Source organism: Enterobacter sp. MGH 33, assembly GCF_000534535.1.
In the GTDB taxonomy this organism is placed as follows: domain Bacteria; phylum Pseudomonadota; class Gammaproteobacteria; order Enterobacterales; family Enterobacteriaceae; genus Enterobacter; species Enterobacter hormaechei_C.
Genome location: NZ_KI973212.1, coordinates 1538979 through 1552187, shown reverse-complemented (window position 1 = coordinate 1552187; position 13209 = coordinate 1538979). Strand labels below are relative to the sequence as shown.

The following is a 13209-nucleotide window of genomic DNA, read 5'->3' as shown; positions in this document are numbered from 1 at the left end:
GGGAGAGGGTCAGGGTGAGGGGAAAAACCATGCACACAACCCACAGCACATTTTCTCTCGCCGGCCACACCCTCCACCGCATCACTTTCGACCCCGCCACCTTTACCGACGCCGATCTCCTCTGGCTCCCCCATCACGCGCAGCTCGCTGACGCCGGACGCAAACGCAAGGCCGACCACCTGGCAGGCCGCATCGCCGCCGCGCACGCCTTACCTGACCACACCATGCCCGCCATCGGCCCCAGCGGGGAACCGCTCTGGCCGCAAGGTATTTCCGGCAGCATCACCCACAGCGGCACGCAGGCGATAGCCGTCGTCAAGCAATACCCGGCGCTTATCGGCATCGATTGTGAAACGATCCTCTTCGAAAACGAAGCCAGGGAAATCAAAGACGGCATTATTGATACGCAGGAAGAACCTGTGCTTTCCCGCCTGGGATACCCGTTCGCCCTCGCCCTGACGCTGGTCTTCAGCGCCAAAGAGAGCCTGTTTAAGGCCCTCTTTCCGCAGGTACAAGCCTGGATGGGTTTTGACAGCGCCCGCGTTACCATGCTCGACGATAAGACGCTCACGCTGGCGTTGACCCGTCAACTGGCAGGCTTTGAAGAAGGCACCGCCTTCCGCCTGCACTGGCAGCAGCACGGTGAACAGGTCATCACCCTGCTGTCACACGCTCCTGGCGACGAGCCTTCACGCTGGTCACCACAAACGTCACGATAAACACCATCGCGAACAGGACCACAATGGTCGGCGCAGGCGCGCTGTCGAGATAAAACGAGGCATAAACGCCGCTTACCGACACCAGCGCTGAAACGGCGACCGCCACCAGCAGCGCCATGTGAAAGCGTCGGGTAATCAGCACCGCCACGGCGCCGGGCGCAATCAGCAGGGAAATCGACAGAATGATCCCCACCGCTTTCAGCGTCGCGACGATGGTCAGCGAAACCATGCACAGTAAGCCGTAGTGCAGCCAGCGGGTGCGCAGGCCACTCGCCTGCGCCTGCTGATAGTCAAAGCAAAACAGCAGAAAATCGCGCCACTTCAGGCCAATCACCAGCGCAATCAGCCCCGCGACGAGACCGCTATGCAGAATGTCCATCACGTTAATACCCAGCATATCGCCGAACAGAATGTGGTCGAGATGCACCTCGGGTTTGACGGCGATATAGAGGATCAGCCCGGCGCCGAACATGCCGGAAAAGACGATCCCCATGACCGTATCCTGTTTGATGCGGCTGTTATCCTTCAGATATCCGGTGGCGACCGCGCAGAAAAGACCGGCTACGAACGCGCCCAGCGCCAGCGGCAGGCCCATCATCCAGGCCAGCACGACGCCGGGAAACACCGCGTGGCTCATGGCGTCGCCCATCAGCGCCCAGCCTTTCAGCACCAGAAAAACCGACAGCAGCGCGCAGGGCACGGCCACCATGAGTGAAATCAGCAGCGCGTTGTTCATAAACGCAAACTGGAACGGTTCGAGAAGCAGCGTCAACATGGGTGTGCCTCCCGCGCCCGACGTCGGCTGGCAAGCAGTCCGTGCTTCGGCGCAAAGACGAACGCCAGCAGGAACAGCAGTGTCTGGGCCACGACGATAATGCCGCCGGTGGCGCCGTCCAGGTAATAGCTGGCCCACGCGCCGAGGAAGCTGGTGATGCTGCCAATGGCGACGGCAATCATCAGCAGGCGCGGGAAGCGGTCGGTCAGCAGCCACGCGGTCGCGCCGGGCGTGACCACCAGACAGATCACCAGAAATGCGCCGACGGTTTGCAGCGCCGCCACGGTAGAGACCGCCAGCAGCGTGAAGAAGAGGATTTTCAGGCGTTCAGGACGCAGACCGATGGCGCGGGCGTGGTTCTCATCAAAAAAGGTCACCATCAGATCTTTCCATTTGAACAGCAGGATAACTATCGACACCACGCCGATAATCGCCAGCTGGACGATATCTTCCGGGGCGATAGCCAGAATATTGCCGAGGACGATGGTCTGAATGTTCACCGAGGTCGGGTTGAGCGAGACCATAAACAGCCCCAGCCCGAAAAACGAGGAGAAGATCAGACCGATAATGGCGTCCTCCTTCAGGCGGCTGCGCTGGTTGAGAAACAGCATGCTGCCCGCCGCCAGCCCGCCCGATAAAAACGCCCCCAGCGAGAACGGCAGCCCGAGCATGTAGGCCCCCGCTACGCCCGGCACGATGGAGTGCGACAGTGCATCGCCGATCAGCGACCAGCCTTTGAGCATCAGATAGCAGGAGAGAAACGCGCATAGCCCGCCCACCATCGCCGAGACCCACATCGCGTTGAGCATGTACTCGTAGCCGAAGGGTTCGAGAAGCACGTTCATTTGGCCTCCTGACGGTGCGTGACGAAGGGGCGTTCGTCGTCGGTAATAATGCGATCTTCCGAGCCGCTGAGCACCACGTGGCGCAGCACGCCGCTAAAGGCGCGCTCGAGATTCTCGGCGGTAAAGGTGGTTTCCGTCGGGCCGCTCGCCAGCACGGTGCCTTTGACCATCACCGTGTAATCGCAGAATTCCGTGACCGAGCCCAGGTTATGGGTCGAGACCAGCATCGTTTTACCCTCGTCGCGCAGCTCCCGCAGCAGGCTGATGATCCTGGCTTCGGTTTTGACGTCCACGCCGGTAAACGGCTCGTCGAGCAGGATCACCTCGCCCTGCTGGGCAATCGCCCGCGCCAGAAACACGCGCTTCTTCTGCCCGCCGGACAGCTCGCCAATCTGCCGATGGCGCAGCTCGAGCATATCTACACGCTTCAGGGCGTCGGTGACGATCTGCTTATCGCATTCTTTGGGACGACGCAGAAACCCCATATGCCCGTAGCGGCCCATCATCACCACGTCCTCGACGAGCACCGGAAACGACCAGTCGACCTCTTCCGACTGCGGCACGTAGGCGACCAGGTTCTGACGCAGAGCCCGGTGAGGCGGCAGCCCCAGAATGGAGATAGTGCCGCTCGCCGCCCGCACAAACCCCATCACCGCCTTAAACAGCGTGGACTTGCCGGAACCGTTCACCCCCACCAGGGCGGCAATCGATCCGCCCGGCACGCTGAACGATGCGTCGCGCAGCGCCGTGTGGCCGTTGCGGTAGGTCACGGTCACGTCGGTTACAACAATCCCCTCGTGCATGGTTACTCCTTCATGCCGTCACGGATGCCCTGCACCAGCGTGCGGGTGGTGACGTTCAGCAGATCGATATAGGTCGGCACCGGGCCGTTTTCCGCGCTCAGAGAGTCGACGTACAGCACGCCGCCGTAGTGGGTGTCGGTTTCCCGCGCCACCTGACGGGCGGGCTTATCAGAGACCGTACTTTCGCTAAACACCGCCGGAATGTGATGTTTTTTCACCATGTCGATAACCTTGCGCACCTGCTGCGGCGTGCCCTGCTGATCGGCGTTGATCGGCCACAGGTAAAGCTCCTTCAGGCCCAAATCCCGCGCCAGATAGGAGAACGCCCCTTCGCTGGTTACCATCCAGCGTTTGTCTTCAGGTATCTCCGCGACCTGCTTGCGCAGCGGTTCGAGAGTGGCGGTGATCTTCTGCTTGTAGGCTTCCGCATTGCGCTGATAGGTCTGTGCGTTGGCCGGATCGTACTTCACCAGCGCGTCGCGGATGTTATCGACGTAAATCAGGGCGTTATCCGGCGACATCCACGCGTGCGGATTGGGCTTGCCGTTATAGGGCCCTTCGCTGATGCCCATCGGGGTGATGCCTTTGGTGACAATCACCTCCGGCACGCCGTTCAGATGCTGATAAAAGCGCTGGAACCACAGCTCCAGATTCATGCCGTTCGCCAGGATCAGCTGTGCCTTCTGCGCGCGTTTGATATCGCCCGGGGTGGGCTGGTATTCGTGAATTTCCGCGCCCGGTTTGGTGATGGAGGTGACCTCTGCGGCATCCCCCGCCACGTTTTTCGCCATATCAGCAATAACGGTAAAAGTGGTGATGACCTGGAACTTTTCAGCCGCCAGCGCGCCGGTAGTGGTCGCGGTCATGAGCAGCGCGCCGAGCAACAGACGCTTCAATCCTTGCCGTGGATGCATCGCAGAAGTCTCCTGAGGTGATTAAATTCAAAGCAAAATTAGCCTGTGCTATAAGGTATAGCACAGGCTATGTTTAAATGAAAATAATTATCATTAAAGTTGTGTCAATGAAGGGCGTGCCTGATGGCGCTTCGCTTATCAGGCCTACGGAAAAGCAGTTTTGGAGTTTTGTAGGCCGGGTAAGCGCAGCGCCACCCGGCAAGAGGGCTGCCTACTGCCCGGCAAGGGCCTTATAAAATGCAGGATTCTCCCGAATCACGTTAAGTACCTTCGCCGCCAGCCCGGTTGGGTTGCGACGTTTGGACTCCCAGCTTTTTATCGTGTCAACGCTCGTGCCAAGCGCCTTCGCCATTTCGCATTGGGTAATATTGAGCTGTTCTCTGATTGCGCGAACATCTGCAACTTCATAGCGGGTTATTCTGGAAGCTGCTTTCCTTCCGCTGTGGATCTCAACCGCCTCTTCAAGCGAAGTTTTAAGTTCATCAAAGATGCTCATTTTATACCTCGGAACAACATAAAGGCGTACATAGTACACCTCTAGTAAAAGATATAATAAGCACTATTCGAAAAGTACAGGGCCAGATTCATAACAATCTGGCCCCTCAACTTTCATGCACTTTATTCAGATCAAACTTTAGGCATCCGGGAACATCACGCTATTCCCCGGCGCTTCCCTGTGCAGATGGATAAAGTTCAGGTGCCGTTCATACTGATCCAGAATGTCCGTGATCACCTGCTCCTTGCTGTAATCCATCAAATCGTTCCCCTGGCTGCCTTCCAGCAGGAAGGTCTCCAGCCGGTAGTAGGTCGACTTCCCGCTGCGCGCCCGGTAGGTAAAGCCGGGAACCGAATACTGCTGTGGCCAGATCTGATAGACAAAGTTCTGCTCGTCGCCCATGTGCACCAGCAGATCCAGGTGCCCCAGATTTTCGCCCTCTTCCGGGGGCAGGTTTTTCAGCTCCACGTAGGCGCCACGCAGCTTCAGCTCCTGGGCCACCTCTTCCATCGCAGGGAAACAGACCGTCTCCATCATCTGGCTGGTGTAGCGCGTGCCGGGGTAGTTCATCAGACGCGAGAGACGTTTTTTCCAGCTCAGCCTGTCCTGCGCGCCCAGCGGACGCGGGGCGGTGTCGCGGCTGGCGCTGACGCGGCGGTAGTCTTCCACCTTAAGCGATTTATACAGCCCGGCCATCACGAAGAAGATCACGAAGCTGAACGGCAGGCCCATGATCACCGTGGTGTTCTGCAACGCCGAGATACCGTTGGTCATCAGCATGCCGAGCGTCAGCAGGCCGATGGCGACGGACCAGAAGATGCGCAGCCAGTTCGGCGCGTCGCTGTTAATGTCCTTGAGCTTCGAGGTGAAGTTCCCCAGCACCAGCGCGCCGGAGTCCGCCGAGGTGACGTAGAACAGCAGGCCGGTAATGGTCGCTACGGACGCGCTAAAGGTAAACGCCGGATACTGCGCCAGCAGGCTGTAGAAGCCGCGCTCCGGGTGCGCCATCGCTTCCTGGGCAAAAGTCGCATTGCCGTGGATGATCTCGTGCAGCGCGCTGTTGCCGAAAATCGACAGCCACAGCAGGGTAAAGGTGAACGGGATGATCAGCGTGCCCATCACGAACTGACGGATGGTGCGCCCACGCGAAATACGCGCCAGGAACAGGCCGACAAACGGCGACCACGCCACCCACCACGCCCAGAAGAAGAGCGTCCAGTTGTTCATCCACTCTGTCGGACGGTCAAAGGCGAAGCTGTTCAGCGTCATTCCCATAAAGCGGTTCACGTAGTCACCCACGTTCAGCACTAACGCATTGAGCAGGAACGAGGTGTCGCCCATAAACAGCACGAACAGGATCAGCCCCAGCGCCAGCGCGACGTTCAGCTCGGAGAGCACGCGAATCCCTTTATCCACGCCGGAGGTCACCGAGATGGTGGCGATAATCACCGACAGCGCAATCAGCGCCGCCTTCGCCGCCATCGAATCCGGGATGTCAAACAGCACGCTCAGCCCGTAGTTAAGCTGCACTACGCCAATTCCGAGCGTTGTCGCGATACCAAAGATGGTGCCGATTACCGCCGCGATGTCTACCGTGTGCCCAATAGGGCCGTTGATCTTTTTGCCGAAAATCGGGTACAGCGCGGAGCGGATAGTGAGAGGCAAATTATAACGATAGCTAAAGTATCCAAGCGCCATGCCCATCAGGGCGTACATCGACCAGCCCGTCAGGCCGTAGTGGAAGAGCGTCCAGACCATCGCCTGGCGCGCGGCCTCCATCGTCTGCCCTGCCCCTTCCGGCGGCTGCATATACTGCGTGACCGGTTCCGCCACGGAGAAGAACATCAGGTCGATGCCGATGCCTGCGGCAAACAGCATTGCGGCCCAGCTCAGCAGGCTGAATTCGGGCTTAGACTGCTCTGGCCCGAGCTTCACCGAACCGAAGCGCGAGCAGGCAATGCAGACCACGAAGACAATATAGAGCGTCGCCGCCAGCAGATAGTACCAGCCGAAGGTCTTCGACACCCAGTTCAGGGTGCGCCCAATCCACTCGGCAGAAAAATCACGAAAGAAAATGGTCGTCAGGGAAAACAACAAAATCAGCCCGGCGGACGTATAAAAAACGACCGGGTTGATTTTGTCTTTTTCTCTGTCCTGTGAAAGGTCTGTCATCCAGTATCCCCACTGTTTTTGTAACTATTGAAATCCAAATCCGCAACAATTAAGACACATTTTATATTGAACGTCCAATCAAAAACCGCTTTAATAGTTAACCAACGCTGATGAATGGAGTGGCAAAAATGCCCAAAGTGGGGATGCAGCCGATCCGGCGCAGGCAGCTAATCGATGCCACGCTGGAAGCAATTAATGAAGTGGGAATGCATGACGCAACCATCGCGCAAATCGCCCGTCGGGCGGGCGTATCCACGGGGATCATCAGCCACTATTTCAAAGATAAAAACGGTCTGCTGGAAGCGACCATGCGTGACATCACCGGTCAGCTGCGCGACGCGGTATTAAGCCGTTTACGCGCCCTGCCGGACGGCAGCGCAGAGCAGCGATTGCAGGCGATTGTCGGCGGCAATTTTGATGAAACCCAGATCAGCGGCGCGGCGATGAAGGCCTGGCTGGCCTTCTGGGCCAGCAGCATGCATCAGCCGATGCTCTACCGTTTGCAGCAGGTCAGCAGCCGCCGATTGCTCTCAAACCTGGTGTACGAGTTCCGCCGCGAGCTGCCGCGTGAACAGGCTGAAGAGGCGGGCTACGGGCTTGCCGCACTGATTGACGGGCTATGGCTGCGCGCTGCGCTCAGCGGCAAACCGCTGGATAAAACCCTGGCCCAGTCGCTCACCAGCCACTTTATCAGCCAGCATTTACCGACCGATTAACCGAGGAGAATTTATGTCCCGAATGGCAGAACAGCAGCTTTATATCAATGGTGGTTACACATCGGCCACCAGCGGTCGCACCTTCGAGACCATCAACCCGGCGAACGGTGAAGTTCTGGCAACCGTGCAGGCCGCCGGGCGCGAAGACGTGGACCGCGCCGTGGAAAGCGCACAGCGCGGGCAGAAGATCTGGGCGGCGATGACCGCCATGGAGCGCTCGCGCATTTTGCGCCGCGCCGTCGATATCCTGCGCGAGCGCAACGACGAGCTGGCAACGCTGGAAACCCTCGACACCGGTAAAGCGTATTCCGAAACCTCGACCGTCGACATCGTTACCGGCGCGGACGTGCTGGAGTACTACGCGGGGCTGATCCCCGCGCTGGAAGGCAGCCAGATCCCGCTGCGCGACACCTCGTTCGTCTACACCCGCCGCGAGCCGCTGGGCGTGGTGGCGGGCATCGGCGCGTGGAACTACCCGATCCAGATCGCCCTGTGGAAATCGGCCCCGGCGCTGGCGGCGGGCAACGCGATGATCTTCAAGCCGAGCGAAGTGACTCCGCTTACCGCCCTGAAACTGGCGGAGATCTACACCGAAGCAGGCGTGCCGGACGGCGTGTTTAACGTCCTGCCGGGCGTGGGCGCAGAGACCGGCCAGTTCCTGACCGAGCATCCGGGCATCGCCAAAGTCTCCTTCACCGGTGGCGTGGCCAGCGGCAAAAAGGTGATGGCGAACTCGGCGGCCTCGTCCCTGAAAGAGGTGACGATGGAGCTGGGCGGTAAATCTCCGCTGATAGTGTTTGACGACGCGGATCTGGATCTCGCGGCAGATATCGCCATGATGGCGAACTTCTTCAGCTCCGGTCAGGTGTGCACCAACGGCACCCGCGTGTTCGTGCCCGCGAAGGTCAAAGCCGCGTTTGAGCAAAAAATCGTTGAGCGCGTGGGCCGCATCCGCGCGGGCGACCTGTTCGATGAAAACACCAACTTTGGCCCGATGGTCAGCTTCCCGCACCGCGACAGCGTGCTGCGCTACATCGCCAAAGGCAAAGAGGAAGGCGCGCGCGTGCTGTGCGGCGGCGACGTGCTGAAGGGTGACGGCTTTGACAACGGCGCGTGGGTGGCCCCGACCGTGTTCACCGACTGCACCGACGAAATGACCATCGTGCGCGAAGAGATCTTCGGCCCGGTGATGTCCATTCTTACCTATGACACTGACGAAGAGGCCATTCGCCGCGCCAATGATACCGACTACGGTCTGGCGGCGGGCATCGTCACCGCCGATCTGAACCGCGCCCACGGCGCTATTCATCAGCTCGAAGCGGGCATCTGCTGGATCAACACCTGGGGTGAATCCGCCGCAGAGATGCCGGTTGGCGGCTACAAACACTCCGGCATTGGCCGTGAGAACGGCGTCATGACGCTTCAGAGTTACACCCAGGTGAAGTCCATCCAGGTTGAGATGGGTAAATTCCAGTCCATATTTTAACCGGGAGGTTTATTTGCAATTTGACTACATCATTATCGGAGCCGGCTCTGCCGGCAACGTACTGGCAACACGACTGACTGAAGATCCGAACACCACCGTCCTGCTGCTTGAGGCGGGCGGGCCGGACTACCGCTTTGACTTCCGCACCCAGATGCCTGCCGCGCTGGCCTTCCCGTTGCAGGGCAAGCGCTACAACTGGGCGTATGAAACCGAGCCTGAGCCTTTCATGAACAATCGCCGCATGGAATGCGGACGGGGTAAAGGGCTGGGCGGCTCGTCGCTGATCAACGGCATGTGCTACGTGCGCGGTAACGCGATGGATCTGGACAACTGGGCGAAACAATCGGGTCTGGAGCACTGGAGCTACCTCAACTGCCTGCCCTACTACCGCAAGGCAGAGACCCGCGACGTGGGGCCGAACGACTACCACGGCGGCGACGGTCCGGTGAGCGTCACCACCTCTAAGCCGGGCGTGAACCCGCTGTTTGAAGCGATGGTAGAGGCGGGCGTGCAGGCGGGCTACCCGCGCACCGACGACCTTAACGGCTATCAGCAGGAAGGCTTTGGCCCGATGGACCGTACGGTCACGCCGCAGGGCCGACGCGCCAGCACCGCGCGCGGCTATCTGGACCAGGCCAAACCGCGCCCGAATCTGACCATCCGCACCCACGCCATGACCGATCACATTATCTTTGACGGCAAGCGCGCGGTGGGCGTCGAGTGGCTGGAAGGCGAAAGCACCATTCCGTCAAAAGCGACGGCGAAGAAAGAGGTGCTGCTGTGCGCGGGCGCCATCGCGTCTCCGCAGATCCTCCAGCGCTCCGGCGTGGGCAACGCTGAACTGCTGAAGCAGTTTGATATCCCGCTGGTACATGATTTACCCGGGGTGGGTGAAAACTTGCAGGATCACCTGGAGATGTACCTTCAGTATGAATGTAAGGAGCCGGTCTCCCTCTACCCTGCCCTGCAATGGTGGAACCAGCCGAAGATTGGCGCGGAGTGGCTGTTTGGCGGCACAGGCGTGGGCGCGAGCAACCACTTCGAAGCGGGCGGGTTTATCCGCAGCCGCGAGGAGTTCGAGTGGCCAAACATTCAGTATCACTTCCTGCCGGTGGCGATTAACTACAACGGCTCGAACGCGGTGAAAGAACATGGCTTCCAGTGCCACGTTGGCTCCATGCGCTCGCCGAGCCGCGGCCACGTGCGCATCAAGTCGCGCGATCCGCACCAGCATCCGGCGATCCTGTTCAACTACATGTCCCACGAGCAGGACTGGCAGGAGTTCCGCGACGCGATCCGCATCACCCGCGAGATCATGCACCAGCCTGCGCTGGACAAGTATCGCGGTCGTGAAATCAGCCCGGGCGTGGAATGCCAGACCGACGAACAGCTGGACGAGTTCGTGCGCAACCACGCTGAAACCGCCTTCCACCCGTGCGGCACCTGCAAGATGGGCTACGACGAAATGGCGGTGGTCGACGGCGAAGGCCGGGTTCACGGGCTGGAAGGGTTACGCGTAGTGGATGCGTCGATTATGCCGCAGATTATCACCGGCAACCTGAACGCCACCACCATCATGATTGGCGAAAAGATTGCCGACGCCATTCGCGGGCGCGAGCCGCTGGCGAAGAGCACGGCGGCGTATTATGTGGCGGATGGGGCGCCGGTTCGCCGCTGAGTGCGAACTTCTCCCCTCACCCCGGCCCTCTACTAAAGGGAGAGGGTGTCATCGTCCCCTCTCCCTCTGGGAGAGGGTTAGGGTGAGGGGAAATTATTGCCGAAATGCTTCAAGCCGCTTAACCTGCCGTCCTTCCCCGTCAAAATTCTCCGCCGCCAGCCAGGCGCGCAGCTCTGCATCGCGCTGCGGCCATTCGCCGTCAATAATCGAAAGCATATCGCTGTCGCGGTTGCGTCCTTTACGCACCAGCTTCTGGCGCAGGCGCCCTTCCCAGACAAACCCCAGCCGCTCCGCCGCGTTGCGTGAGGCGATGTTCATCGAATCGCACTTCCACTCCAGCCGGCGATATTGATGCTCAAAGGCATTTTTCAGCAGCAGCCACACCGCTTCGGTACCCACGCGGGTGCCCTTCATTCTGCGCGACCAGGTGACGTGGCCGATCTCAACCGAGCCCTGAAAGCGTTCTATCGCCATATAGCTGACCAGCCCTACCGCCTTTTCGGTGCGCAGATCGATAACGGCAAAGGGCACCAGGTCGTCATCCAGCACCTTTCCCAACACCCAGTGCGCAGTGGCCTCAACGCTCACAGGCTGGGTGCTGGCAAGCCACGTCCAGTCGCTGTCGTCACCCAGCGCATAGGCTTCAAACAAATCAGCCGAATGGCGGTCAGCATCCAGCGGCTCCAGGCGGCAATACTGCCCGGTGAGCAGGGTACGGGTTAACGCGCGGGCGCATTTCCAGTCCGGGACAATATCATTAACGGTTTGACCATGTTGATTGATTTCGGGCACGGCGGTGACTCCCTGAAAGGTAAGGAGTTTGTTATAGCAGGTTAAAAAGCGAACGAAAAGAGAGGTGACTCATAACCAGACCGAATGCGTTATTCCCGGAGGGCATAAGCAAAGCAGAATTTCGACTTTGAGGAAATCCTCAGCCAGCCTACCGTAACGGTGCATAAAACAATCACAATATATTTTCTTCAGGGATCGCTATGAATAAAAAACTGCTGCCTTTACTGGTGCTGGCTGCGCTCTCAAGCGCTGCTCACGCCGCTACCCCGCCCAACACGCTGGTTGTCGCCCAGGGTCTGGATGATATCGTGAGCCTTGACCCGGCCGAAGCCAACGAACTTTCCAGCATCCAGACCGTACCGAGTTTGTATCAGCGTCTGGTACAGCCGGACCGCGATAACCCGGAAAAAATCACCCCGGTTCTGGCCGAAAGCTGGGAAGCGGACGCGGCAGCAAAAACCCTGACCATCAAACTTAAGCCCGATGCAAAATTTGCCTCCGGGAACCTGCTGCGCCCGGAAGATGTGATCTTCTCATATACCCGCGCCGTGACGCTGAACAAATCCCCGGCGTTTATCCTCAACGTACTGGGCTGGGACGCCAGCAACATCGCCAGCCAGCTGAAGAAAGTGGACGACCATACCCTCACGCTTCGCTGGACGGCGGACGTCAGCCCGTCGGTAGCGCTGAATATACTCTCCACGCCGATTGCCTCCATCGTCGATGAAAAGCAGGTTGCGGCGAACGTGAAGGATAACGACTTCGGCAACGCGTGGTTAAAAATGCACTCTGCGGGCAGCGGCGCGTTCAAAATGCGCGTTTACCAGCCGCATCAGGCCATCGTGCTGGAAGCCAACGAATCCGCGCCCGGCGGCGCGCCGAAGCTTAAAAGCATCATCATTAAAAACGTCCCCGATCCCGCTTCCCGCCGCCTGCTGATCCAGCAGGGTGATGCGGACGTGGCGCGCGATCTGGGTGCAGACCAGATAAGCGCCCTCAGCGGCAAGCCGGGCGTGAGGGTGCTTAGCATCCCTTCTGCCGAGCAAAACTATCTGGTGTTTAACACCGGCAACAGCGCTAACCCGCTGCTGAATAATCCAGCGTTCTGGGAAGCCTCGCGCTGGCTGGTGGATTATGAAGGCATCACCAAGGACCTGCTGAAAGGCCAGTATTTTGTTCATCAGAGCTTCCTGCCGGTCGGCCTGCCGGGCGCGCTGGAGGACAATCCGTTCACGTTTGACCCGGCAAAAGCAAAAGCGATCCTCGCCAGGGCGGGCATCAAAGACGCGCATTTCACGCTGGACGTAGAGAATAAACCGCCGTTCATCACCATCGCGCAATCCATGCAGGCGAGCTTCGCTCAGGGCGGCGTGAAGGTGGATCTGCTGCCCGCGGCGGGTAGCCAGGTGTACGCCCGCGTGCGTGCGAAACAGCATCAGGCGGCCATACGTCTGTGGATCCCGGACTACTTCGATGCACACTCCAACGCCAGCGCCTTCGCATGGAATGACGGGAAATCCAGCACCGTGGCCGGGCTTAACGGCTGGAAAATTCCGGAGCTGAACAACGCTACGCTGGCGGCGGTTGCCGAGCCGGATCCGGCAAAACGTCTGGATCTGTATAAGAAGATGCAGGAACAGTTACAGCATAACTCGCCGTATGTGTTCGTTGACCAGGGCAAAACCCAGATCGTGGTGCGCGATAACGTGAAGGGGTATCAGCAGGGGCTGAACGCGGATATGGTCTGGTACGATCGCGTTACGAAGTAGCCCTTGTTGCCGGGTGGCGCTGCGCTAACCCGGCCTACGTTCCT

At 59.3% G+C, this 13209-nt stretch carries 12 protein-coding genes; 5 read left to right on the top strand and 7 right to left on the bottom strand.

Annotated elements, in window-relative coordinates; all coding sequences use genetic code 11:
- Window positions 1-29 precede the first annotated feature (29 nt).
- Window positions 30-719, top strand: a complete 690-nt coding sequence (gene entD, locus L379_RS16565) for an enterobactin synthase subunit EntD (RefSeq protein ID WP_032652919.1) — start codon at window positions 30-32, stop codon at window positions 717-719.
- Here the strand turns inward: entD and L379_RS16570 are convergent.
- From L379_RS16570 to betT, 6 genes are all read right to left on the bottom strand, one after another.
- Window positions 655-1494 (bottom strand): metal ABC transporter permease, encoded by an 840-nt coding sequence (locus L379_RS16570; protein ID WP_032652917.1) that lies wholly within the window; start codon window positions 1492-1494, stop codon window positions 655-657. The two genes, entD and L379_RS16570, sit on opposite strands and share 65 nt — an antisense overlap.
- A complete protein-coding gene (sitC, locus tag L379_RS16575) occupies window positions 1488-2339 on the bottom strand; it encodes an iron/manganese ABC transporter permease subunit SitC (RefSeq protein WP_015571185.1) in 852 nt (283 codons plus the stop codon). The genes L379_RS16570 and sitC overlap by 7 nt, the downstream gene beginning before the upstream one ends.
- Window positions 2336-3142 carry an iron/manganese ABC transporter ATP-binding protein SitB gene (sitB, locus tag L379_RS16580; protein ID WP_017382524.1) on the bottom strand — a complete coding sequence of 269 codons (807 nt, stop codon included), beginning with the start codon at window positions 3140-3142 and terminating at the stop codon, window positions 2336-2338. The genes sitC and sitB overlap by 4 nt, the downstream gene beginning before the upstream one ends.
- Before the next feature lie 2 nt (window positions 3143-3144).
- Entirely contained in the window at window positions 3145-4056 is a 912-nt protein-coding gene (locus L379_RS16585; RefSeq protein ID WP_032652915.1) for a metal ABC transporter substrate-binding protein, read from the bottom strand.
- A 211-nt stretch (window positions 4057-4267) separates the two neighbouring features.
- Window positions 4268-4552 (bottom strand): NadS family protein, encoded by a 285-nt coding sequence (nadS, locus tag L379_RS16590; RefSeq protein ID WP_032652913.1) that lies wholly within the window; start codon window positions 4550-4552, stop codon window positions 4268-4270.
- A 138-nt stretch (window positions 4553-4690) separates the two neighbouring features.
- The gene (gene betT, locus L379_RS16595; RefSeq protein ID WP_032652911.1) at window positions 4691-6724 is read right to left on the bottom strand and encodes a choline BCCT transporter BetT; all 2034 of its coding nucleotides are present in this window, start codon (window positions 6722-6724) and stop codon (window positions 4691-4693) included.
- A gap of 128 nt (window positions 6725-6852) precedes the next feature.
- Here betT and betI point away from each other — a divergent pair, with 128 nt between their 5' ends.
- From betI to betA, 3 genes are read left to right on the top strand one after another with little or no spacing between them, the layout of a single operon-like run.
- Window positions 6853-7440, top strand: coding sequence for a transcriptional regulator BetI (betI, locus tag L379_RS16600; RefSeq protein ID WP_017382531.1), 588 nt, complete (start codon window positions 6853-6855; stop codon window positions 7438-7440).
- 13 nt (window positions 7441-7453) lie between these two features.
- Window positions 7454-8926 (top strand): betaine-aldehyde dehydrogenase, encoded by a 1473-nt coding sequence (gene betB / locus L379_RS16605; RefSeq protein ID WP_017694352.1) that lies wholly within the window; start codon window positions 7454-7456, stop codon window positions 8924-8926.
- Window positions 8927-8939: 13 nt separating this feature from the next.
- Window positions 8940-10604: a choline dehydrogenase gene (gene betA, locus L379_RS16610; protein ID WP_023296081.1), complete on the top strand. Its 1665-nt coding sequence runs from the start codon at window positions 8940-8942 to the stop codon at window positions 10602-10604.
- A gap of 93 nt (window positions 10605-10697) precedes the next feature.
- Here the strand turns inward: betA and L379_RS16615 are convergent, their stop codons facing one another.
- On the bottom strand, window positions 10698-11396 hold the full coding sequence (locus tag L379_RS16615) for a GNAT family N-acetyltransferase (protein WP_032103078.1): 699 nt from the start codon (window positions 11394-11396) through the stop codon (window positions 10698-10700).
- A 200-nt stretch (window positions 11397-11596) separates the two neighbouring features.
- On the opposite strand from L379_RS16615, the gene L379_RS16620 reads away from it, so the two are divergent.
- Window positions 11597-13165, top strand: a complete 1569-nt coding sequence (locus L379_RS16620) for an ABC transporter substrate-binding protein (RefSeq protein WP_032652909.1) — start codon at window positions 11597-11599, stop codon at window positions 13163-13165.
- Window positions 13166-13209: the final 44 nt, after the last annotated feature.